General features: G+C 71.9%; 12 protein-coding genes and 2 tRNA genes. 6 read left to right on the forward strand and 8 right to left on the reverse strand.

Going from position 1 to position 23,845, the window contains the following annotated elements; translation table 11 throughout:
* Nucleotides 1–139: 139 nt before the first annotated feature.
* The 7 genes from ABZU46_RS06530 to ABZU46_RS06560 form a co-directional block, all read right to left on the reverse strand.
* The gene (locus tag ABZU46_RS06530; protein WP_354855429.1) at nt 140–580 is read right to left on the reverse strand and encodes a hypothetical protein; all 441 of its coding nucleotides are present in this window, start codon (nt 578–580) and stop codon (nt 140–142) included.
* The gene (locus ABZU46_RS06535) at nt 577–7,440 is read right to left on the reverse strand and encodes a polymorphic toxin-type HINT domain-containing protein (RefSeq protein ID WP_354855430.1); all 6,864 of its coding nucleotides are present in this window, start codon (nt 7,438–7,440) and stop codon (nt 577–579) included. Before ABZU46_RS06535 ends, ABZU46_RS06530 begins: the two co-directional genes overlap by 4 nt.
* A gap of 130 nt (nt 7,441–7,570) precedes the next feature.
* Nucleotides 7,571–11,209 carry a LamG domain-containing protein gene (locus tag ABZU46_RS06540; RefSeq protein WP_354855431.1) on the reverse strand — a complete coding sequence of 1,213 codons (3,639 nt, stop codon included), beginning with the start codon at nt 11,207–11,209 and terminating at the stop codon, nt 7,571–7,573.
* A gap of 283 nt (nt 11,210–11,492) precedes the next feature.
* A complete protein-coding gene (locus ABZU46_RS06545) occupies nt 11,493–12,500 on the reverse strand; it encodes an NAD-dependent epimerase/dehydratase family protein (protein WP_354855432.1) in 1,008 nt (335 codons plus the stop codon).
* A 132-nt stretch (nt 12,501–12,632) separates the two neighbouring features.
* The gene (locus tag ABZU46_RS06550) at nt 12,633–13,283 is read right to left on the reverse strand and encodes a TOPRIM nucleotidyl transferase/hydrolase domain-containing protein (protein WP_354855433.1); all 651 of its coding nucleotides are present in this window, start codon (nt 13,281–13,283) and stop codon (nt 12,633–12,635) included.
* A 132-nt stretch (nt 13,284–13,415) separates the two neighbouring features.
* A tRNA-Val gene (locus ABZU46_RS06555) sits at nt 13,416–13,490 on the reverse strand.
* A 48-nt stretch (nt 13,491–13,538) separates the two neighbouring features.
* Nucleotides 13,539–13,611: transfer RNA gene (locus ABZU46_RS06560), tRNA-Gly, on the reverse strand.
* A gap of 148 nt (nt 13,612–13,759) precedes the next feature.
* Here ABZU46_RS06560 and ABZU46_RS06565 point away from each other — a divergent pair.
* The gene (locus ABZU46_RS06565; RefSeq protein ID WP_007457129.1) at nt 13,760–14,032 is read left to right on the forward strand and encodes a DUF6458 family protein; all 273 of its coding nucleotides are present in this window, start codon (nt 13,760–13,762) and stop codon (nt 14,030–14,032) included.
* A gap of 137 nt (nt 14,033–14,169) precedes the next feature.
* Here ABZU46_RS06565 and ABZU46_RS06570 read toward each other — a convergent pair whose 3' ends face one another.
* Complete coding sequence (locus tag ABZU46_RS06570) at nt 14,170–14,985, reverse strand: isocitrate lyase/phosphoenolpyruvate mutase family protein (protein WP_354855434.1); 816 nt, start codon at nt 14,983–14,985, stop codon at nt 14,170–14,172.
* A 70-nt stretch (nt 14,986–15,055) separates the two neighbouring features.
* Here ABZU46_RS06570 and ABZU46_RS06575 point away from each other — a divergent pair, with 70 nt between their 5' ends.
* The 5 genes from ABZU46_RS06575 to ABZU46_RS06595 all read left to right on the forward strand — a co-directional run bounded on the left by ABZU46_RS06575 (nt 15,056) and on the right by ABZU46_RS06595 (nt 23,818).
* Nucleotides 15,056–16,036: a DUF5937 family protein gene (locus ABZU46_RS06575; RefSeq protein WP_354855435.1), complete on the forward strand. Its 981-nt coding sequence runs from the start codon at nt 15,056–15,058 to the stop codon at nt 16,034–16,036.
* 202 nt (nt 16,037–16,238) lie between these two features.
* A complete protein-coding gene (locus tag ABZU46_RS06580; RefSeq protein WP_354855436.1) occupies nt 16,239–17,171 on the forward strand; it encodes an ABC transporter ATP-binding protein in 933 nt (310 codons plus the stop codon).
* Complete coding sequence (locus tag ABZU46_RS06585) at nt 17,168–17,887, forward strand: ABC transporter ATP-binding protein (protein WP_354855437.1); 720 nt, start codon at nt 17,168–17,170, stop codon at nt 17,885–17,887. Before ABZU46_RS06580 ends, ABZU46_RS06585 begins: the two co-directional genes overlap by 4 nt.
* 7 nt (nt 17,888–17,894) lie before the next feature.
* Entirely contained in the window at nt 17,895–21,062 is a 3,168-nt protein-coding gene (locus ABZU46_RS06590) for a permease (protein WP_354855438.1), read from the forward strand.
* Complete coding sequence (locus ABZU46_RS06595; protein WP_354855439.1) at nt 21,059–23,818, forward strand: FtsX-like permease family protein; 2,760 nt, start codon at nt 21,059–21,061, stop codon at nt 23,816–23,818. Before ABZU46_RS06590 ends, ABZU46_RS06595 begins: the two co-directional genes overlap by 4 nt.
* Nucleotides 23,819–23,845 lie beyond the last annotated feature (27 nt).

Consider the following 23,845-nt stretch of genomic DNA (forward strand, 5'->3'; position numbering starts at 1 on the left):
CGGTCCGACCAGGCCCGCGCCGATCAACGTCGAATCTGGCCGACCGGGTGGACCTCTCGTTCCGAGAAGCCCACCCGGTCGCTGTCAATTATTCACGACGTTGCTGAGTACCACTTATTGATCAACCACGTCAACCGCTTCAGCCTGAATGTTCGGGCGGTCGGCGGAAGCTGGCCTCCTCTATCAGCCAGACCTTCGTCACAACATCGAAGTCCCTTGAGCTCACTACCAGAGTCGGCCGCTCCGCAGTCTCCAAGGCAGCATCAACTGCAGATACCACAGCAACGGCGTCAGGCCGCTCACCGAACGGCCAGATCAGCGGCAGTCGCGAGTCCGCCGCTACTTGCAGCAACTGCCGTTCTGCCGAACGCTCGGTGAGCGCGGAGAACAAGAACAACCTCTCACTGAGGTCCTCGCTACTGGGCAGTTCCGCGAAGAGCTGGAACTTCCAAAGCCCCTTCCCGGCCGACAGCAGAGCCAATCCTTCGATAGGGCCATCTCGCCAGTCCACGACAACCACTGCCTGGAGCTTCAGCGCACCGCTACGCGCAGATTCCAGAAGATCGTCGACCTCACTCATCGACGCCTACCGAAGACTGTGTTGAACGCTCTCGCAACACCTGAGTCGACAGGCTTGGGAAGCTCAAGCGTATGGTGCATCGCATCATTTCTCGTCGGCGTGTATCTGAGGCTGAAGCCTGCAGCTTCTACCTCCTGTCGAGTTGCCGTGCTCGCGCCTTCCGCAGTACGAGTTGTCACCGAAACTCCGTGACCGAACCGTTCGCTCGCCTCTGCGGCAGCAGCCGATCGCTCAAGGCGTCCCGTGCTTTCCCAACTGGTTCCAAGTCGAGTAAAGCTCTGATCCGCACTACATGTGCACGGAGTACCGAATTCCTGCCCAGGCCCACAATTGTGAACCAGGACGGGCGTGGAACCGGCCACCACATAGTACGTGTGGATGTCGGCGACCGTGAGGTCGTACATCGCTTCCAGGCCGGCGTACGACCGGACGGCCTGGACCGTGATCGCCGTGCCGTCGAGCGCCCGCAGCGCCTCACCGACCTGGACGTCGGCCGCGTCGATCCAGTCCTGACGATCCTCACTCCAGAACGGGTGGTGCTGGGTGGTCTTGATGACCGTCGCCTCGGCGCCGTCGGCCTTGACCGTGAGGTCCGTCAGGTCCGCATCCTCGTTGCGGTGCGTCCTGGTGACCTCGCGAGCCTCGGTCTTTCCGGTCTCCGGGTCGGTGGCGAGGACCAGGTCACCCTCGCGCAACTCCTCGATGGCCTTGTAACCGCCGCCGGCCAGCACCACCTTCGTCCCCGGCGCGAAACTGTGCCGTTTTACCAGACAACTCTCGGCTGCCTCGAGGACGTCGTCAGCCCACTTCGTCTCCTGGCTCCACTTCAACAGCGCCTTACCGGCCCTGGTGATCGTCTTGGCCATGGGCTTGGCCTTGCGGAGGAACTGGAGGGCCTTACCCACGGGCAGCATGCCGGCGAGCGTGAAGGCACAGGCCATCAGATCGCCGTGGATGCAGTCCAGGATGTCGTTGATGCCGAAGAAGTCGAGCAGGAGCTTCCCGCCGGCCTGGATGATGATCGAGACGGCGTTCTGCTTCTTGACCTCCTTGGCCCGCTTGATCTCCTCGTCGGTGGGGCCACCGTTCTTGCCGCCACCCTTGCCACCGCCGCCACCGTTGCCGCCACCGGCTTCGTGCGCCGCGCGGGCCTCGGCCCAGTCGTCGTCGCCACAACTACCACCGCAGCCGTCGTTGTCGCCCTTGACCTCGACGTAGTTGCCGTACATGTCCTCGTAGTCGGCGCCCGGACCGCAAGCGTCGTCGGAGCAGGCCCGCAGGCCGCTCGGGTCGGAGAACGTGATCGGGTTGTTGTTGCTGTAGGTGTACGCGTTCCATTGCTGCGGATCCGCGAGGTCCTGCACCGGGTCGACGGAGATGAACCGTCCCAGAGCGGTGTCGTACTGCCGGGCTCCGACATTGGTCAGGCCCGTCGGATCCTTGTCGCCGCCGACGAAGCCCTTGTTGTTCGTCCACTGCGGCTGGGTGCCGCGGGGGTCGCCGTACGGTGTCTGTCGGCGGACGGTGACCGCCTGGGACGCGGCGTTGATGCCGGTCTGCTGGGTGCCCTGGTGGTCCGAGTAGAGCCAGGTCAGCGCGCTGGGCGTACGGTTGGCGACCATCCTGCCGGCGAAGCTGTAGTAGCGGGTGCCGGTGACGATGGAGTTGTTGTCGCGCCGGATCTCCTGACCCGGCAGGTAGAGCGTGCTCCCGCTGGAGTCGCGACGGATCAGACGCGCGCCCTCGGCGTCGTAGATGTTGGTTTCGACGGTCTGCCCGCCGACGCTCACCGAGGCGAGCTTGCCCTCGGTGTTCCACTTCAGCGTCTGCGAGTTGGTCCCGTTGGCGCAGTTGTTCGCCGTGGTGGCCGCCGGCCGGCAGGTCATGTTGCCGACGTTGTCGTACGCGTACTGGGTGGTGACGGCGGCTTGGCCGGGCGCCTCGGTGAGGACCGAGGTGACCGCGTGCGGTCGTACGGCGTCCTTGCCGCTGGCCGGCGACGTGTACGTGCGGGTGGTGTCACCCGCCGCCGTGTGCACCTTCTCCGTGCTGCGGTTGCCGACCGCGTCGACGGTCCACTCGTGCCAGTACGGGGCCGGCCCGCCCAGGTTCGACACACTCGGATCGGTCTTGCACTCGACACCCGCCTTGGGCGTCCACGCGTTGGTCATCCGGCGCAGGTCGTCGTAGCGGAAGCACTGGGTGTCCGCCGTGCCGACCTGCGGGGTGTCCTTGATCCAGAGGATGTTGCCGACGGCGTCGTGTTCGTAGTCGGTGTCCACCACCGTTCCGGCGGCGGTCTCCGGCTTGACCGTCATCCGGTCGACGCGTCGGGTGGTGAGGTCGTAGTAGGTGTTGTCCTCGACGTACACGCCGCCGTCGGTCTTGCGGGTGGTCAGTGTCGGCTCGCCGTACTGGGTGTACTGCTGGCCGATCACGTAGCGACCCACGTTGATCAGATTGGTGGACAGTTCGGTGGGTAGCCCGGTCGTCGAGTCGTACGTCGTCTGGACCTTCTCGGTGGTCAGACCACCGCCGGCCGGATAGGTGACCGCCGTCGGACTGCCGTCGTAGGGCGAGTACTCGTAGCCATAGACCCAGGTGCCGGCGAGATTCGCAGCCTCGTTGGTCGGGATGACGTAGTTGGTGCCGGTGGGTTGGTAGCGGTCGCTGAAGCCGCGCACCTGCCACTTGTAGGCGTTCGACGATCCGGCCGACTCGTAGCGGATGCTCTCGGTGAGCTGACCTCGGACGGTCTGACCGGTGTAGAGCTTGTCGTACTTCCACTCGGCCAGCTTGTTCGCGGCGCTCACGCTGCCGGCGTAGAGACCCTTGCGCCGCCCCAACGAGTCGTACTCGTTGACGAGCACACCGTTGGCGTCGGTGACCGTCTCCACCTGGTCGTACTGGGTGAAGGTGGTCGTGGTGGTGCCCTTGTCCGGGTCCTTCGCGCTGGTCTGGCGGCCCTTGACGTCGTACGTGTTGACCCACTCGTTCTGGGCCGTGTCCCGGACGAGGGTGAGCTGGCCCTTGCGGTTGTAGGTGTAGGTCGTGACGTGGTCCGGCGTTACCTGCGTCCGGTCGGTCTGCTGGCGCAGCTCCACCGTCCGGCCCTGCACGTCGGTCTTGGTGGTGGTGACGGTGCCGCCCGGCGGCGGGGTCACCTTCGTGGTGTCGCCGAGGTACTCGGTCCTGGTGCGCCACTTCTCGATGAGGTTGGTGACCCCGTCGGTGCCGAAGAACACCTGGTCGGTGGGCCGGGAGGCGTTGTCGTAGAGCGCCTTGGTCAACGCCGGCACCGACCACTCGGGCTCCCACCAGAGCGCGCCGTCGGGCGTGCCCGGCTCGGCGTGGGCCTGGTAGGAGGTCACGGCCCGACCGGTCGCGTCGTAGAGGGTGTCGGTGACGACCCGGCCACCGCCCACCCCGGCTGCCTGCGTCTGGCGAGGCCGCAGGAAGGCGTCCATGATGTCGTACGACGTCAGGTACCCGCCGCCGGCGTGGAGGACCCGACTCTTCGTGTACGGGTAGGCATCCCGGTTGGGCGCGTAGTAGTAGATGTACTCGACCGACGGGCTGTTCGGGTGATCCGCCTGCGGCCAGCCGACCTTCCAGCCCTTGGCGAGCCGCCCCATGGGGTCGTACACCAGGTCGGACTGCTTGCCGTTGTAGTCCTTGGTTCTGACCGGCTGGCCCCAGTAGGGCCGCACCTCGATGCTGTTCTCCCAGTCGACGGTGCCGCCGTTCGGATCCGGCGTCTGGGTGGTCACCTTCGTGACGGGTCCACCGGTCGCGGGGGTGTACACCGTCTTCACCGTGCGGCCACGGGCGTCGGTAGCGATCGCCGGCCGCCCGTAGGCGTCGAAGGTGGCCTGGCTGATGGTCTGCCAGACCGTGCCACCGGCGACGGACCAGTCCTTGAGCCGGTCGATCCGGGTGACCTCACCCCGGGTGGGTTGAGCGTCGATGCTGGTGGCGCCGTCGTAGAACTTGCGCTCGTCCGCCACGATGTCGTCCTGGCTGGCGGGCGCGGTGGCACAGGGCAGAGCCTTGACGGTGATCTGCTTGACCGTCCCGAGCAGGTTCGCGTCGGTGTTGCGGTTGTAGAGGTAGGTGGTGCAGGTCTCGTCACCGGTCTTGCCGACGTCGCCGTCGGACTGGATCGACTCGGTGCTGCCGTAGTCCTCGTTGAAGGCCGACACCGTACGCGAGGTGCGCCAGCCGGATGCCCCGTTGACCCCCAGCGCCACCGCGTTGTAGGTGACCCGGGTGTTCGTGAAGTGGGCCGAGACCACGTCCTTGTTGATGGTGCGGGTCGCGAGCGCCTTCGATCGCCACGGCACGTTGACCGTCTTGCTGACCGGCTTGCTCTCGACGCCGTTGTAGACGACCTGCTCGCGGACCATGCCAGCGAACTGGTCCTCGTCGTACACCGTCTCGCCACCGAGCGAGGCGCCGACGGTGACGTCACGGGTGCCGCCGGACGGAGCGAGCCGGTCACCGTGCATGCCGCGCAGGAAGGTCGTGCGGGTCAGTGTCTGGGCCGGGGCGTCGCCCTTGCGGACCTCCACCTGCCCGAAGCCGCGGAACTGGTTCCACGTCTTGCGCTTCGGCTGCACCAGCCCGTTGTCGTCGGCGTAGTGCCAGGCAGGGTCGCCCACGTAGTCGTAGTAGGTGTTCTGCACCGGCTGGCCGTGGTCCGTGCCGCCGGCCATGACCTTGATGTCCGACTCGGACACCTGCTTGACGACGTACTTGTGCCAGTACTCGGTGAGTTCCTTGCCCGGCTCGTACGGGTCGGGCCCCACCACCGGGTAGCAGAGGCGCGTATTGGTGTTCGGGGCGGACGGAAGGCTGTTGCTCTTGCAGTCAGGCAGGCTGTACGTGACCTGGATCTGCCCCCCGGTCTCGGTGAAGATGTTGCCGATCCGCATCCGGTTGTTGCTGGTGTTGTTCTTGCTCAAGACCCGGTTCGCCATCGACACCGGCTCGAAGGTCACCGGCGGCATGACGACGGTGCCCCCGACCAGGCCCTTGTGCACCAGCGAGGTAAGCCACATTCCGGCGTGGTCACTGCCGTCACCGACGGGCGGATAGGTGTGACCCAGCGTCCAGGAGTCCACCGGCTGCCAGCCCGGGGTGGTCTTGGTGGTGTCCCAGACCTGTGTGGTGACCGTCGAGAGCCGCTTGGTCGTCCAGAACGTCGGACCGTAGTTCTCCTTGCAGTCCGCCGCGGCCGCCGTGCACTCCTGGTCCCAGGGGACGTCCTTCCAGTTGCCCCGGTTCGAGCAGTCGGTCACGCAGCGGTCCGCGATGTCGAGGACGACCTGGGCCAGGGGCTTGACCGAGCGGTCGGTGGAACTGCGGTCCCAGGTGCCGTAGTCGATCCGCCGCAGCGATCCGCCGCGGACGTAGGACGCCTTGTTGGTGGAGGTGGCGAGCTTGGCGTAGTAGTTGGATTCCTTCTCGTACCAGTACGACAGGGTGTTGCCGCGCGGATCGACGACGTAGTCGAGGTTCCACCGCCAGGCCTGGTTGCAGAACGACGAGGCGAACGAGGAGCCGTTGCACGGTTCGTTCGCGTGGTTGCCGGCGACCGGGACGGTCCAGGCGGACTCGGTGGTGGCGCTCTGACCGGGCAGCGTGTTGCGGCCGAAGAAGTACTGCGTGCCGTCGGGCGTGGTCGCCTTCCAGTACTCACCGTCGTCGTCACCGTTGGCGGTGCCGGTCAGCTTCTCGATCTTCGTGCCGTCCTCGTTGCGGCTGTGCCAGCCCTTGCCGGCCTCGAAGATCAGTTCGCCACCCCGACCGTTCAGCGACATCGTCGCGTTCTCGGAGCGCCAGCACTGGTCCCCGGTGCGGTTGGAGCTGTTGTTGCCGCCGCTCATGTCGTCGGCGCACGGGACGTAGCTGCGCTCGATGTAGCCGGACCAGAGGCTGAAGCCCTCACCGACCCACGACGGCTGGCTGTTCGAGGCGTCGGACTGGCCGTCGACCGCGTCGGACGTGTAGGAGAGGCCGAGGCTGGGTGCCGGGCCGCCGATCGCTGGCGGCATCCGCATCGGGTACGACCAGGAGAAGCCACCGGTCGACGTGCCCGCCGACCAGGTGGCGCTGGCCGACATCGGGGTCGCGGAGAAGTCACCCTCCGGACCCGAGCTGCCCGCGGCGAGCGCGACGAGCGTTCCGGCCTGCCCGGCGGTCCGCGCCGCCGCGCTGTCGGCGGCCACCGGCACCTCGGCGGTCACCGAGGTGCCGTCGTTCCTGGAGATCAGGGGCTTGGCCGCGCACTCGGCCCGCTGCGGGTCGCGCAGTCCGCACTCGGGGACCTGCCACAGCCGCAGCCGAGATGCCCAGTCGCCACCGAAGGCGTCCCGGAAACCGCGGTAGTCCACCGAGACGGTGGCCGCGCCGGGCTGAGCGGGTGTCGTGGACCGCGCGGGCGCCTGACCGGCGTCGTCGATCCGCAGCATCAGTCCGTCGCGCCACCGGGCCGGCACGGCCGCGCGGTCCAGCAGTTGGACCGAGACCGCCGAGGTTCGGGCGCCTGCCGTGCCGGTCGCCCGCTGGACCGACACCGGCAGCGCACCAGCGGGCACCGCCGAGGACGAGGAGCGGCGCTGACCGGCCGCGCCTGCCGCGCCGTCCGACGGCAGGGTCACCGTCGCCTCGCCCGGGGCGGGCCACACGGGCGCGGCGGGCTTGGCGTTCGGTACGGCCTTCGTCGGCCGGGCACGACCGACCGCCGGGCCGCCGTCCTTGTCGAGCTTCTCTCGCTGACCGGTCCCGGGCTTGGGGCCGCCCGGCGCGGCCTGCGCCGGAACCGACAGCCCCATGGTCAACAAAGCGGCGCTGAGCAACCCCGCCAGGAGAGCCTTGCCGGTTTTATGGGGCTTTTGAAGGGTTTTACGGAGAGTTTTTGAGTAGGGGTTCACCATGCCTCCACGGACGAGGTCGACGTGCGGGGTTCGGTCAGGGGCTGCGGAGCGGTCAGTCCTCGGGTGCTTCCACCGACTCCGGCGACTCCGCATCGAAGAGCGTCTTGACCGTCGCGTCGGTCAGTGCACCCTGATAGAGGCCGAGCTTGTCGATGTCGCCCCGCCAGAGGTCGACCCACCGTGTCGTTCCGCCCACTGGGGTGAAGCGGGCAGCGCCGACGACGAGCGGACCGGTCGCGTCGAAGGCGCCGGTGAAGGTGCCGCTGCTGAAACCCTTGATCCCCTCCTGCTTTCCGTTGACATAGAGCCGGATCTCGCGCCGGGACGCGTCGTAGACGGCGACCAGATGCGTCCACCGGGCCCAGTCGTCCTCCGTCAGGACCCCCGACGTCATCGGAACCGCCACGGTCTGACCCGTGGTGTCATCGTCGTCGACGCCGAAGACGCTGACACACCACCGGTACTCGGTCGTGGTGCCCACCGTGAAGGCACGCTGGCCGAGGTAGAAGGCCGACTGTTGCGTGCCGGCCTGACTGACGGCGGTCATGGTGCCCAGTGCCTGTGCGTCAGGTCGCACCCAGACGGACACCGAGAAGGACTGATCCGTACGCAGCACGCGGCCGTCCTGCCAGACCGGGTTCTGCGGCTCGGCGAGATTGTCCTGTGAGCGCCCGTACTCTGTCGTCAGCTGGGCCGGATCCTCGATGCCCTGTCGGTCCAGCGTCAGGAACTTGTCGTCGGAGAGAGAGCCGAAATCGGCGCCCGCCGTCAGAGCCAGCCTGCGGCCGAACTGACCGTCCTCCGGCGCGCTGCACAGGGTGGGGTCCGTCGACTCCACGTAGCACGGCATGCCGTTGCCGAAGCCCCAGTCACCCACTTTGACCGCCGACAGCATTCCCGGCTCGTCGAAGCCTCCGGAGTCCGGATCCTCGGCGAGCTGACCGGTGAAGTCGTGGTCGACCAGCACCCGGTCGTACACCTGCACGTCGGCCAGGTTGCCCTTCAGCCAGTTGGCCGGCGCGCCCGAGGTCCAGCCCCGCCCGACGCTGAACGGGCCACCGGCGCTCCACGCGGCCGCGGTCCGATCCGTCTCGGCGGTGAGTTTGCCGTTGACGTAGAGCCGGATCTTCCCGGCGGTCTTGTCGTAGACACCGGCGATGTGCGTCCACCGCCCGACGTCCGCCGTTGTCAGGGCGGAGCTGACCGCTGCTCGGGTGGAACTGGATTGCAGGTCGGTGTCCTTCATCAGGAACGACCAGCGCGGCGTCAGCGGGGAACCCTCCAGCCGGGTACCCAACACGAAGCCGGCCGTGCTGGTGCCGGCCTGGGCGGCGACCGCCATGTCCGCCGTGGTGGGAAGCGCCGCCAGGCGTACCCAACCCGCGACGCTGAACGACTGCGTGGTGTCCACCACCGGCCCGGTTGTGGCCAGGCTGGACGAGGTGCCGTTGAACGAGGCGGTCTCGCCGCGAATCAGCCGCAGATCTCCGGTCCACGAGACGCTGCCCGAGGACAGCGGGGTCCTGCCCGAGGGGGGCGACTGCTGCGTGTCGTCCAGGGCCTGTGACGCCGTGACCCCGGGGTAGGTCTCCAGACCCCAGCGGGCTGTCGCCGGTGTCGGCCGTAGGGCCGTGAACTCCAGCGAACCGTAGCCGATGTTGCCGGCACCATCGGTTGCGGAGATGTAGAGCGTGTTCAATCCGTACTTGGGCACCACCAGCGATACCTGCGCCTGCTTCACGGTGATGGGTTCGCTCGGTGGCCTCATCACTATGCGACCCACCGCCGTGACCTCGGTGACCGGCGGGTTGATCCAGCCGTACCGGAACTTGGTCACCGTGGAATCGGTGGACGAGATGAGGAAGGTCGCCGTGCTGCCCGGCAACCCAGTTCCGGAGGTCAGCGTCGCGGTCACCGGCGGCACCTTGGTGTCGGCCATGAACTTGCACCAGTCGGACCAGACACTCGTCCGGCTGTACGGAGCGGGGTCCGTCGCCTTGGCGCGGAACGCGTATGTCACCCCCTCGCCGGCCGTCACCGCGGCCGTCGTCGAGCGACCTCCGGCGGGAACCGACGCTCCGGCCGGCGCCGACCGGCGCGGGGTCGACGCGTCGATCACACCGTTGGCGGGTACCTGGACCCACTCGTACCCGGTCGTCAGCGCCTGCGTACCGTCTGCGTCCGGGAAGATCGCGGAGAACGTCGGCTTCAGGGTGCCGATGACCAGCGTCGTGCTGGCCGAGCAGGCAACGCCGGCCGCCTGCAGGTTGTTCGGCTTACCGGGGATGGAGTCGAAGTCGACCACCAGCTTCGCGTTGCCCGGGAAGAACTTCTTCCACCGGTCGGTCGTGGACTCGCCCGACCCGTCGGTGGCGCTGCACGCGCAGAAGCCGAAGGTGATGTTGGTGGCACTGCTGGTCGCGGAGGACTGGATCACGCTGGTGACCGCGGACCCGGTGAAGTTGACGGTCATGTCCGGCTGTGGCGAGTCGGAGCACCCGGAGCCCTCGTTGGCGTGCGAGCTGGCCGAGGACTTCAAGCCGATCAGCTTCGGCGCCCAGTTGGTACGCGGAGTCGAGGCGATGCCACCAGAGTGGTACATGTAGGTCGGCGTGTTGCCGCACGACCAGGAGTGATCCAGCTTCATCTGCACATACGCGGACTCGATGTGCTTGCCCCGCACGGTGGTCAACGGGAAGTCGAAGTAGGACCGGTACAGCTTCCCGGAGTCCGGGTCCCGGCCCACCCGGGCCACCGAGGTGTCCGTGTTGTTGCTGTTGTTGTTCGTCGAGTACGCCCATCGGGACTTGCCGGTGGACCAGGCCGGGTCGATGTAGACCGGGAAGGTCGCGCCGGCCGGCGAGAGCAACGCGGCGTCCGGGCGGAGGACCAGGTCACCGTCGGCGACCTGGACATCGACGGCGGCGACACGCGCTCTGTCACCCGGCGCCGCCGACGACGAGAGGTCGGACGACGACCCACCCGCGGACGCGGCGTCCCCGGCCGAGGCCGTCGCCGATCGCTGGCCTGACGTTGCGACACCGGCGTGGGAGTCCCACATGACGGCGCTGTCGGCGGCGGCGAGGACCTCGTCGCCGGCGAGCGCCGACAGGCGACCGTCTCGACCCCGCACCACCCGCGCGTCGCCGCCCAGGTCGAAGCGGAGTTCGCGCAGACGCGGGTTCGCCGCTGCCTCCGGCGTCTTGACCACGAGGACGTGGGTGAACCCGGTCCGGGTGGCCCGCAGCACCAGGTCCGTGCCGGGCAGCACGTCGGTGTAGGTGGCCGAGTCACCGGACACCGAGGGTCGGGGTAGACCACCCGGCCAGGACAGGGAGAACGACCGGCCGTTGCGGGACAGGACCACCGCGGCGGCATCGCCACCGTCGGAGAAGCGCACGTCCGCAACCGACGCCGTCGGCCGCCAGCCGTCCGCACCCCGACGTAGCGCGAGGTCGACGACCGCCCACGAGCCGTCGGGGCGCTTGACCTGCTGCGGCACCACGGCCAGTTCCGCCGTGAAGCCCCCGGACGGGTTGGCGAACACCTGGGTCAGTTCGGTACGCGCCGACGCGACCTCCACCCGCTTACCGGAGCGGCGCGCGGCGGCGGACGCCGAGGCGGGGTCGGCGGTCTCGGAGATGGCGGTTGACGGTTTCGACGCGGCAGCCGGCACGGCCTGTGCGGGCACCGCGACGGATGTGCCGAGAAGCGCGACCGCGCTTCCGACTACGAGAAGGGAACGTCTCTTTAGGAGCGCGGGCAGCAGCCAGCGGCCAGTGGTCATCAAAAACCCCCGTGCTGATGAGAACTAGTCGGCCGAACTGTAGGGCTGGCTTACAGGTTTGTCTATGTCCGCTACCGCCCGTGATAACAAATGGGGTACCAGCCCGCAATGATGACTACGGCCGCACCCGCCGTCACCGGTGAACGGCTGTCCGGCGCCTCCACGTGAGTGATCCGGCGGCCGCCGGTCAGCCCGCCGCCGGCTGGGTGGCGAGCAGTGCGGCCTCCCGGGCCGGGTCCAGGCCGACCGCAGCGCGGCGGGGCCTGCCGGCGCGCGGCGGAACCGTGCCCACCTCCCGCAACCACCGCCACGTGTCCGCCACGGTCTCGGCCACCGGCCGGCAGGTCAGCCCCGCCGCGTGGGCCCGGCTGGTGTCCCGCTCCAGCAGCCAGCGGTACGGATGCCCGAGCGGCAACCAGATCGGCAGGTCGTTCCACGGCTCCACCCCGGCGGCGAGGATCGACTCGGGGTCGGTCCAGCGCAGCCGGGCGTCGGAGCCGGTGACCGCCACGCACTCGCCGAGCAGCTCACCCATGGTGCTGTGCCCGGGGCGGCTGACCGCGTTGAACGTCCCGCCCCGCGCTCGGGCGCCCTGGTCCAGCATCCAGCTGGCCAGGTCGCGCACGTCGATGCACTGGATCGGCAGCTCGGCCGGGCCGGGGGCGAGCACGTCGCCGCCCCGCGCGATACGGCTCAGCCACCAGGGCAGCCGGCCGATGTCCTCCCCCGGCCCGAGGATCAGCCCGGCCCGGGCGATCAGCGCCCGGTCACCGAAGACCTCCCGCACCGCCCGCTCCGCCCCCGCCTTGAGCTGCTGGTAGTCGCCGTCGGCAGCGTCCGGGTCGGCGTCGGCCACCGGCGCGGTCTCGTCCGAGCCGGGCGCCACCGGGTCGGCGTAGACCGACCCGCTGGACACGTAGGTGTAGTGCCGCACGGTGTCGACCAGCGCACGGGCAGCGGCGCGCGCGGCGCGCGGCGCGCCGTCCCAGGTGTCGACCACCAGATCCCACTCGCCGTCCGCGAGCGCCGCCAGGCCGTCCGGCGCGCTCCGGTCACCCCGCAACCGGTGTACGCCGGGCGGAACCGACCCGTGCAGCCCTCGGTTGAACACCGTCACCGACCAGCCCCGGCGAACCGCCTCGGCGACCGTCGCACCGCCCACGAAACCCGTACCGCCCAACACCAGCAATCTCATGTGCTCCACCCTGGCGGATGGGTGTGGCGGATTGCGCTCTTGTTCACGGCGAGCGGATCTGCCCTCGGCAGAACCCCCGCACCGACGCCCGCGCGCAGCCGGATCGGGCAGGTCGACTGGGGATCGGGCCGGTCAACCGGCGAGCAGCCGGTCCAGCGGGCGGGGCACGGCACCCGGCTCGAGAGCGCGCACGAGCGCCCCCGCGTAGCGGGCCTTGCGGCCACTCATCGTCCCCAGGAAGCGGCGTAGTTGCCGCTCGACCGGGCGCCCACGCTGGGCGGGCTGGTTCTGGAACACCCGCAACCGGGCCAGGTCCCCCTGCTCGGCGATGACCCGCTCGACGCCGTCGCTGCCGAGCGCGCGGATCAGCTCGTCCTCCAGGTCGGTCACGCAGACACCGAAGCCGAGCACCTCCATTGCCGACCGGGTCAGGCCGGCGCCGAGACCCACCTGCTCCAGGCCACGCCGGAAGAAGCCCTCCTCGGCCTCGTCACACAGCCCCCGCACGGTCACGGCGAGGCCCTGCGCGCCGAAGAGCCGCAGGTACCGACCGACGCTCATCGCGCCTCCGAGCGGCACCACGCACACGCCCTCGGCGGCCAGATCGCGGCGCCGTCGCTCAGCCAGCGCCTCCACCGCGAACTGGTCGCTGACCCCCTCGACGAGCACGACGGTACGCAGGCCGGCCGCCGACTCCCGGGCCGCGTCGGCGGCGGTCGCGGCGTCCGGACCGCCGGCCGCCCAGACGCGTACGGCGGCGCGGAAGCGGTCCGGCTCAGGCACGGGACCGAGTCTCGCAACGACCAACCCGTGTCACAACCGGATTGTCCGCGGTCTGCCGGTCGTCGGGATCCCGGTGGTGTCACCACGGCAAACGGCTCGTCACCGAGAATGCGGTGACGAGCCGTTGCGAACTGGTGGGCGATACTGGGTTTGAACCAGTGACCTCTTCCGTGTCAAGGAAGCGCGCTCCCACTGCGCCAATCGCCCGTGGTTTCCGCCCGACCCGGACGCTCAAGCCCGTCGAGGCGAATCGCGAGCGGACGACGGGATTCGAACCCGCGACCCTCACCTTGGCAAGGTGATGCGCTACCAGCTGCGCTACGTCCGCACGTCCCCGACGAACGCCGGCGACGCGGCAAACTCTACCCGATGCCAAGATCGGCGGGCGCGCGACCCTGGGCGGCTGCGATTGCGCTGGTCGCCACCGGGGTACTGAGTGACCTCGACAGCGCACCACACCCCCTAAGGAGGCTGTCGTGGGTATCGGCACCAGCATTTTCCTGATCGCGCTCGGCGCGATCCTCACCTTCGCGCTCGACGCGAGCGTCGGCGGCATCAACCTCGACGTGGTCGGCTGGATCCTGATGGGCGCCGGCGTGCTCGGCCTGATCATGACCACGCTGATCTGGGGTCGCCGCCGCCAGGCGGTCCCCGTCGCCACCGAGCAGCCGGTGGAGTACCGCCGGGTCGAGGAGCCGGTCGAGTACCGCCGGGTCGAGGAGCGGCGGGACATCGCCCCGCCGCTGTGACACGACCATCGGCCACCACTGACGGAACTGGCGGAGCACCCGGGCCGGCCACCTCGACAAAGGCGGCCGGCCCGGCGTTTCGTGGCCTGCCGCGCCACGGGAGGCACCGGCTGCGAGCGTGACGCAGCCCGCCCCGCTCACCGCATGAGGGCGTTGAGCGTGCCGTAGTCGAGGGCGTCCGCCAGCGCGTCGTACGTGCCCGCGCCGAGGGCCTCGTCCGCCGCCCGGCGGGCGACCGCGTACGCGGCCTGCGCGATCGACGAGCCGAGGCTCACCCGGGCCACCCCCAGCCGGGCCAGGTCCCCCACCGCCGGGGCGCCCGGCCCGGCGAGCACGTTCAGCGGCGCCGGCACCGCCCGCACCAGCTCGCGGATGGTCACCGGGTCGACCACCCCGGGCACGAAGATGCCGTCCGCGCCGGCGGCGAGGTAGGCCGTGGCCCGGGCCAGGGTCTCGGCGACGTCCCCAGCGCCAGCGAGGAACGTGTCGATCCGGGCGTTGACGAACAGCGGCAGACCCGCAGCGTCGGCCGCGCCTCGCACCGCACCGATCCGGGCGCACTGGTCGGGCACGTCGCGCAGCGGTGGGCCGCCCTCGCGTCGGGCGTCCTCGATGTTCACGCCGACGGCACCGGCGTCGAGCACGGCCCGGGTGGTGACGCCGACCTCCGCCGGCGTCGCGCCGTACCCGGACTCGATGTCGGCGGTGACCGGCAGCGGCACCGAGGCGGTGATCCGGCGGACCAGGTCGACGGCCGCGTCGCGGCCGAGGTTGTCACCGTCGGGCGCCCCGAGACTCCAGGCGACGCCGGCGCTGGTGGTGGCCACCGCGCGGACGCCGGCGGCGGCCACGACGCGTGCGCTCGCGGCGTCCCAGGCGTTGACCAGGACCAGCGGCGACCCGGGGGTGTGCAGGGATCGGAACAGTTCGGCTCGGGTGTGGTGTTCGCTCACGCGGCAAGTCTCGGCCGGCCCCGCAGCCGCCGGTAATGTTTTAGCGCCAGCTGAAACCATCGGGGGTGCCGTGGTCGCCATCAGCATGTCGGCGGGCGCCGTCGCCCGCATCCGGTTCGCCGTCTCCTGCCTGTGGGAGGTCGTCGCGAGCGTCCGGGTGCTGCGCGACCCCGGAGACCACGCGGTCCACCTGCCCTGGGTACGCCGGGTGCGTCAGCCGTTGGTCGAGGCGGGTGTGATCGAGTCGGACGTCGGTCTGCTCTGGCAGCTGGTGCCGGCCCCGCCCGGCTACCTGGCCGACTTCCTCACGCCGCCGCCGACCAACCTCAACCCCGATCTGGCCGCCGAACTGACGGCCCTGCGCGCCACCGGGGCCGACACCGTCCGCGCCCACCTGGACCTGTACCCGGGCGACCGCACGCCAGCACTCGCCGCCCTGTACGCCGACCCGCCGGCCGGGCTGCGCCGCCTCAGCGAGGAGATCGAGGCGTACTGGCGGATCGCCCTGGCCCCGCACTGGCCGCGGCTGCGGCTGCTGCTCGACGCCGATGTCACCGCACGCGCCCGCCTGCTCGCCGAGGACGGCGCGGCGGTGCTCCTCAACGATCTGCACCGGCAGGTCCGGTGGGAGGGCGACACGCTGGTCGTCGCGCAGCGGCACTGCCTGGCCCCGGACGTCGCGGACGGTCCGGGCCTGGTGCTGGTCCCGTCGGTCTTCGTCTGGCCGTCGGTGCTGAGCGTCTCCGCCGGGGACGCGCCGCAGCTCGCCTACCCCGCCAGTGGGCTGGGCACCCTCTGGGAGCGGCCGAACGGCGTCCCGGACGCGCTGGCCGCCGTGCTCGGCCGCGGGCGGGCCCGGCTGCTCACCGAACTGATCGGGCCGGCGAGCACCACCGAACTCGCCCGCCGCAGTGGGATGTCACCCGGCGGCGTCTCCCAGCACCTCACCGCGTTGCGCGCGGCCGGTCTGGTGGTGACCCACCGCCGGGGTCGGGCCCTGCTCAGCGCCCGCACCGACCTCGCCGAGGCGCTGCTCTCGGCAACGGCATAGCCGACATCGGTGCGCCCTCACCTCGTCACCCATCGCCGAGGCGGTCTACCGCCGCCGCGGCTTCCCGCCGTGGGCGAGTTCCGGCTGCTGACCTTCTGACCGGAACACCCGCCGACACGTTCAGCGGCAGATCCTCGGCGGAACGCAGAAAGGCCGTCCGGGGGCATGGTCAACGAAGCCGCGGATTGCGAAACTGCTGGCAATGTCCAGCACACCGTTGTCCCTGCCGCAGCCATCCGCGCGGGCGCCCGAGTTCGGCCGGGACGCGCTCATCGTCTGCGAGAACCTGGTGCGGATCTACCAGACCGGTTCGATCGAGGTGCAGGCGCTGCAGGGACTGGACCTGGCCGTGCAGAGCGGTGAGCTGGTCGCCGTCGTCGGCGCCTCCGGGTCCGGCAAGTCGACGCTGCTCTCCATCCTGGCCGGCATCGACGCCCCCACCGCCGGGCGGGTCCGGGTCGGCCAGTGGAATCTCCTGGCGATGTCCCGCGCGGACCGGGTGGACTACCGGCGGCACACCGTCGGGTTCGTACGGCAGCAGACGGCGAGCAACCTGATTCCCTACCTGACCGCACGGGAGATGGTGGACCTGCCGATGACGGCGGCCCGTACCGCGAAGAAGGAGCGCCGGGAGCGCGCGGCCGAACTGCTGGACAGCCTCGGTGTCGCCGACTGCGCCGACCGGCGCCCCGGGCAACTCTCCGGAGGTCAGCAGATGCGGGTCGCGATCGCGGTGGCGCTGGCCAACCAGCCGCGGGTCCTGCTCGCCGACGAGCCGACCGGCGAGTTGGACGCCGCCACGTCCGCGGAGGTCTTCGGCGTGCTGCGGGACGTCAACCGGCGGTACGGCGTCACGGTCGTCGTGGTGACCCACGACCCGGAGGTCAGCGGCCAGGTCGAACGGACCATCGCGATCCGGGACGGGCGCACCAGCAGCGAGGTGCTGCGCCGCACCACCACGGACGCGGAGGGCGACACGCACGTGATCGCCGAGGAGTACGCAGTGATGGACCGGGCCGGCCGGGTCCAGGTGCCCCGCGAGTTCCGGCAGGCGCTGGCGCTGACCCGACGGGTCCGGCTGGCCCTGGAACCCGACCACATCACGATCCGCCCCGATTCGGGAAGCGACGAATGAGCAGCGAGCCGCTGCTGCGCGTGCGCGGTGTCCACCGGCGCTTCCGCACCGGGCCGACCGTCGTGCACGCCCTGCGCGGCGTGTCGTTCGACGTGGCCGCCGGTTCCATGGTGGCGCTCGTCGGCCGGTCCGGTTCGGGCAAGACCACCCTGCTCAACGTCATCGGCGGACTGGACCGCCCGGACGCCGGAACCGTGCACGTCGACGGCGCCGACGTCGGCGCGCTCGACGAGGACGGCCTGTCCCGGCTGCGGCGCGAGAAGGTGTCGTACGTCTTCCAGAGCTTCGGGCTGATCCCGGTGCTGTCGGCAGCGGAGAACGTCGCCGCCCCGCTGCGGCTGGCCCGCGTCGCTCCGGCCGAGCGCGAGCGGCGGGTCGAGTTGCTGCTGGATCTGGTCGGCCTGGCCGACCACGCCCGCCAACGGCCGGCCGAGCTGTCCGGCGGCCAGCAGCAGCGGGTGGCGATCGCCCGCGCGGTGGCCGCCTCGCCCCGGCTGCTGCTCGCCGACGAGCCCACCGGGCAACTGGACGCCGAGACAGGTCTGTCGGTGATGGCCCTGCTGCGCGGGATAGCGGAATCCGAAGGCGTCACCGTGCTGGTGTCGACGCACGACGCGGTGATGATGGCCCTGGCCGACCGGGTGATCCGCATCCACGACGGGCACCTCGACGAACAGGCGACCGGGCCGTACGGGCCCGTGTCGGACGCCGGGTGACACGACGATGCTGAGGCTGGTCAGCCGGCGCGCCCGCGCGCAGTGGCCGTTGCTGGCGGCCCTGCTCGGGGTCGTCACGATCGGCGCGACAGTGCTGGGCACCTGCACCCTGCTGGTCACCCGCACCGCCGAGCGGGCGCTGGAGGTCGCCATGGCCCGCGCCGCCCCCGCCGCCGTCGACGTGACCGTCTACACCGGCGCCGTCGAGGGCCGGGACGCGTCGTCCGTCGCCGCCGACACCCGCACCGTGGTGGCCTCCGCGCTCGCACCGTTCCCGGTGACAACGACCGCGCGGGCGTCGACAGTGCTGCGGGCGCTGCCGCCCGCGCTCGCCCCGGGCACCACGGTCCCGGCCCAGGCGTACCTGTCGGGGCTGGACGATCTGCCGGCCCGAGCCGAGCTGATCACCGGACGCTGGCCACAGCACCCTGGCGACGCGGTGCTGCTGGAGTCCACCGCCGGACTCCTCGGCCTCACCCCCGGTAGCCGGGTGCGCCTCGGCGCCGAGCTGGCCCACCCGCCAGTCCCGGCCATCGACGTGACAGTCGTCGGTGTGGTACGCCCGCTGCCCGGGCGCGGCTGGGACCGCGACCCGCTCGCCGCGGCCGGCTCCGCCACCGGCTACCGGGACGGCCGCTTCCTGCAGCCGGTCAACGCGTACGGCCCGTTCCTCGTCGACCTCGCCGACCTGGTCACCACCGGCGCCACCGTCGACCGGCTGGAGGTCACCGCCCATCCGGACCTGTCCCACCCCAACCGCCGCGACCTGGAGACCATGGCCGGGGCCGTCCGCAGTGCCGACCGCAGGCTGGCCGGCACCCTCGGCGACCGCGTCACGCTCGCACGTGTCTCCTCCGACCTGGCGCTGACCCTGCGGGCCGCCGACGACCAACGGCACGTCACCGCCGCCGTCGTGCTCGCCATCGCCGTCCTCGGCGGTGTTTTGGCCGCGACGGCACTCGTCCTCGCCGGCCGGCTGACCGCGGGCATCCGCGCGGACGAGACCGCCCTGCGGTCCGCCCTGGGCACCAGCCGCCGCCAACTCGCCGCCACCGCGGCACTCGAGGCCGGGCTCGTCGCCGCCGTCGCCGCGGCGCTCGCGATACCGGCCTCGTCGGCCCTGCACGCCGGCCTGACCCACCTGCCGCCGCTGGACGACGCCGGCCTGACCGTCCGGCCGGCCATCACGAGTGCCCAGGTTCTCGCGGTGGTCGGCGGTGCGCTGGTGCTCACCGCTGTGCTCACCGTCCTGGCGATCCGGCCCGTCGGGGCACCCGGCGACCGGCGCACCCGCCGCGAACTGCTGGCCCGCTCCGGCGCCGACCTGATGCTCGCCGTATTCGCCGCCGCCGGGTGGTGGCAGCTGCACGCGCAGCCCACCGCCGCCAGCCCACGCGCCGACGCGGTCCGGGTGCTCGCGCCGGCGCTGCTGCTCACCGCGGGCGCCGCCCTGGCGCTCCGGGTGGTACTGCCCGCGCTGCGCGGCGCCGACCGACTGGCGTACCGCGCCCGCGGGTTGGCGCTCCCGCTGGCGGTCTCCGAGAGCGCCCGCCGCCCCCAGGCGGTCGCCGCCGGGCTGCTCGTCGGGCTGGCCTGCGCGGCCGGAACCTTCGGCCTCGCCTTCGACGCCACGTGGCACCAGTCGCAGCGCGACCAGGCCGCGCTCTCCGTCGGCACCGACCTGGCACTCACCCTCAGCACGGCGCCAGCACCCGGCGACGGCGCGGTCGTCAGCGCGGCCACCGCGGGGGCGGTGAGTCCGGCCCTCGACCGTGGTACCGCAGTCGGTCAGTGGCTCGGCACCGCCGGCGATGCGCCGCGCCTGGTCGCCGTCGACACCACCCGAGCCGACGCGCTGCTGCGCGGGCCGGTGGACAGCGACCGCGGATGGGCGGACGTGGGCGCCACGCTGGCACCACGCACCCGGGTCACCGGCCTCGCCGTTGCGGCCGGCGCCCCGCTCGTCCTGAGCGGGACCGCGGCCGGCGGCACCTCCCTCGCCGTGACGCCCCGGCTGCTGCTGCAGGACGCCACCGGCCTGCGCACGTCCTGCACCGGTCCCGCCGTACCGCTCGATGGTCGGGAGTTCCGGCTGCCCCCCTGTGCGACGGCTGACGGGCTGCGCCTCGTCGCGGTCGCCCTGCCGGTCACCGCCGACCCGGTCGGCGGACCCGTCGCCGTAGCCGTCACGCTCACCGTGCCGCCCGCCGGGTCGGCGCAAGGGTCCACCGACGGGTCGGACTGGACCGCCACGTCCGCGCCGCCGGTCCCGAGCAGGGTGCGCGACCTGAGCGTCACGCTGTCTCCGGCACGGACGGGAACCGCGCTGCGGATGGCCGCGACAGTCGACCTCGGCGGCGCCGACGACGCCGCCCGGACTATCGTCGCCACCGCCTTTCCGGACCCCGGGCCGGTGCCCGTCGCCGTCTCCGCCCGCTTCGCCAGCGAGGTCGGTGTCGACAGTGGCAGCCAGCTCAGCGTCACGGTCGGCACCACGCCCGTCCCGATCGTCGTCACCGAGGTCGTGCCGACCGTACCGTCCGCCCCCGGCGCCGTCGCCGTCCTGGCCGACCTGGACACGCTGTCCCGCGCACGCGCCGTCACCGGCGACCTGACGTTCCCGGTCGACGCCTGGTGGGTCGGCCACCCCGCCGGTCCCGGTGCCGCCGAGCGGGCCACCGCGCTGCACCTGGGCACCGTCACGAACCGCGAGGCGGAGACCGCCCGCCTCACCGGCGGCCCGCTGCGCGCCGGGCTGCCGGCCGCGCTCCGGCTCATCGTCCCGGCCGCGGCCCTGCTGCTGCTCGCCGGCGTCGTCCTGCACGTCACCTGCGATCTGCAGGTCCGCGCCGTCGAGGTGGCGCGGCTGCGCGGCCTGGGGATGTCCCGGCGCGGCATCCGGGCCGTGCTGCTCGGCCAGCACGTCGGCGTTCTGCTGCCCCTGCTCGCGGCGGGCGCCGCCGTCGGCGCGCTCGCCACCCGCATCGTCGCTCCCCTGCTCGTGCGCTCCGACACCGGCGCCGCGCCCGTCCCGGCCGCCCAGCCACAGTGGCCGTGGCCAGCCGAGGCCGCACTGCTCGCCGTACTGCTGGCCGGATGCCTGCTGGCGGTCGCCGTTGTGGTCACCGTCCAGGTCCGCCGGGCCGACGCCGCGCACCTGCGGGTGGCGCCGTGAAACGGTGGCTGACCCGCCGGTGGCCGGCGCCGCACTGGCCCAGCGTCCGCGGCCGGGGCCGGGCCGACGCCGGACCGCTGCTGCTCACCGCCGCCGTCATCGCGGCCGTCGCGCTGCTCGCCGGGGCCGTGCCGGCGCTGCTGGGCGCCGCCGCCGACAGCGCCGTCCAGGACACGGTCCGCCGCGCCGGCCAGGACTCGAACGTCCTCGTACGCGCCGACTGGGAACGCGACGACGGACCGACCGGCGGGCGGGTCCGGACAGCCCGCCTCGCCGATGACGTCGACGACTTCCGCGCCCGGGCGGCCTACGCGCTCGGGCCCGACCTGGACGCCGCGCTGCTCCCGCCCATCGCCGTTGTCAACGGTCCGATCCTCAGCATCACCGACGGCAGCGCGCCGCGTACCTTCCAGTTCACCTACCTGGCCGGCGATCTCGGTGGCCCGGACGTGACCTGGGTCGCCGGCAGCGCGCCCGGCCCCGCCGTCACCGACGAGTTCGTCGAGACCCCCTACAACGGACCGCCCTGGCCGGTGCAGGTCGGCATCTCCGAGGCGGAGGCCACCTCGCTCCACCTCGGCCCCGGCGATCGAATCCCGGTCAAGGACGGTCAGGGTCGCGACCGGGACGTCCGGATCAGCGGGATCTACCGACCCGCGGACAGCGCCGACCCCGCCTGGCGACTCGCCCCGGCGCTCCTGCGCCCCGCGCCCGGCGCCGACGGCGTGGGGACCACCCGGTTCGCCGGCCTGCTGTCGGCCGAGTCGTTACCGGACGCCCGGCTCGCCGTCGACGAGGACCAACTGCGACGTACCATCCATTTCGCACCCGTTCCCGACGCGCTCACCTGGGACACCACCGCGGCACTCGCCAGCCAGGTGGTCAAGCTCAAGGCAGCCTCCGGCTCTTCCGGCGCCCGCGACGAGTCCCTGAAGTGGGAGTCGCAACTCGACACCACCCTGCGCGCCGCCCGTACCCGGATCGGCGCCGTTGCCGTGCAGGCCGCCGTCCTGCTCACCGGGGTGCTGACCGCCACGGTGCTGGTCCTGCTGCTCGCCGCCGACCTGCTGGTCCGCCGCCGTACCCCGGCGCTGAGCGCCGCCCGGCAGCGTGGGGCGGCGCTACCCGACCTCGGTGCGGAACTGGCCATCGAGTCCACAGTGGTGTCCCTGTCGGCCGCCGCCGTCGGGCTCGCGCTCGCCCGCGCGGCGGCTCCCGGCGTCTCCTGGGCCTGGGCCGTTCCCGCTGTCCTGGCCGGCGCCGTCGCCGGGCCGACGTTCGGCATCCTCGCCGCCGCCCGCGCCAGCCGCGACCGGCGTCAACCCGCCAACCGGGCCGCTCGGCGCTGGATCCGGGCCACCGGCCAGCTACGTCGCGCCGCCGTGGAGGCCGCAGTCCTGATCGCCGCGGTCGCCGCCTTCGTCACCCTGCACCAGCGCGGGCTCCTGTCCGTCGCCTCCGACGGCGACACCGGCGCGCTGACCGGCGACACGATCCTGCCGACCAGCGCCCCCGCTCTGGGCGTGCTCGTCGGCGCGCTCGTCCTGCTCCGGCTGCTGCCCCTGGGGGCGCGGTTCGCGCTCCGGCAGGCGCTGCGCTCGCGCCGCCCGCTGGCCGTGTTCGGTGCCGCCCGGGCGGCCGCAACGGCCGGGCGCGCGCTGCCGCTGCTGGTTCTGGTGAGCGCCACGGCGCTGGCGTCGTTCGCGCTCATCCTCGGCACCACCGTCACCCGGGGCCGGGCCGACGGCGCGTGGAGCAGCGTCGGCGCCGACGCCCGCCTCGACGTCGGCGCCGAGGCCGGGGTCGCCACGCCCGCGGTCGCCGAGCGCATCGCCGCCGCACCCGGGGTCGGGCAGGTCGTCGTCGCGCAGGTGACCGACTCGGCGCGCGTCTTCAGCGATTCGACACTGTTCACCCCACGCCTGGTCATCGTGGACGCCGACGCGTTCCAGCGCCTGCTGGCCACCACCCCGCTGCCCGACGCGCCGGCGCTGGCCCGGCTCACGACACCCGGTCCCGGCCCCGGGGACGTCCCAGCGCTGGTCCGATCGAGCGACGGCGAGCTGCGGACCGGCACGCGGTTGCAGCTACCCCGGGACGACGCCCCGGCGATCCGGCTCACCGCCGTCGGTACCGCGCCCTCCGTCGGCGGCGCCGGTGACGTCGTCATCGTGGACGCCGCGGCCCTCGCGGGCGCCGGGCTGCCCGCCGTTCCGAACACCGTCTGGGTGACCGGCCCCGGCGCGGCGCGGGCCGTGTCGAACAGCGGCGTCGCCGCCGACGTCGTGCTGCGCGCCGACGTCCTACGGGCGCAGCGAGTGGCTCCGCTGACCGCAGGGCTGGTACGGCTGGCGTGGACGGCCGCCGCGGTGCTGCTGACGCTGGGGCTGCTCGGCCTCACGCTCGCCGCCGCCGCAGGCGCGTCGGAGCGGTGGCAGACCCTGACCCGGCTGCGGACCCTCGGCCTGCGGCCACGCGACGCCCGCTGGGTCGCCGCCGGAGAGGTGCTGCCGCCGGTCGTGGTCGCCGCGGTGTGCGGCCCGCTGCTCGGGGCCCTGCTCGCACGCCTGACGCTCGGCCCGCTCGACCTGCGGCTGCTCACCGGCCAGGCCGCCGACCCGGGGGCGGTCCCGCCGTGGTGGCTGCTCGGTCTGGTGAGCGTGGCGCTGCTGGCGGCGGCCGCCACGGTCGTACCTGTGGAGTCGGCCCTGCGGCGACGCGACCGGCTGAGCGAGGTGCTCCGCGCCGGCGAGTAGCCGGCCGGCGACCGGTGCAAAAACGAG

Source organism: Micromonospora sp. NPDC005197 (genome assembly GCF_040608295.1).
GTDB lineage: Bacteria > Actinomycetota > Actinomycetes > Mycobacteriales > Micromonosporaceae > Micromonospora.

What these genes read in the sequence shown, in the direction of transcription:
- ABZU46_RS06585 (WP_354855437.1), top strand. Translation starts at nt 17,168, where the DNA reads ATGAGCAGCGAGCCGCTGCTGCGCGTGCGCGGTGTCCACCGGCGCTTC.
- ABZU46_RS06530 (WP_354855429.1), bottom strand. Translation starts at nt 580, where the DNA reads ATGAGTGAGGTCGACGATCTTCTGGAATCTGCGCGTAGCGGTGCGCTG.
- ABZU46_RS06580 (WP_354855436.1), top strand. Translation starts at nt 16,239, where the DNA reads ATGTCCAGCACACCGTTGTCCCTGCCGCAGCCATCCGCGCGGGCGCCC.
- ABZU46_RS06590 (WP_354855438.1), top strand. Translation starts at nt 17,895, where the DNA reads ATGCTGAGGCTGGTCAGCCGGCGCGCCCGCGCGCAGTGGCCGTTGCTG.
- ABZU46_RS06545 (WP_354855432.1), bottom strand. Translation starts at nt 12,500, where the DNA reads ATGAGATTGCTGGTGTTGGGCGGTACGGGTTTCGTGGGCGGTGCGACG.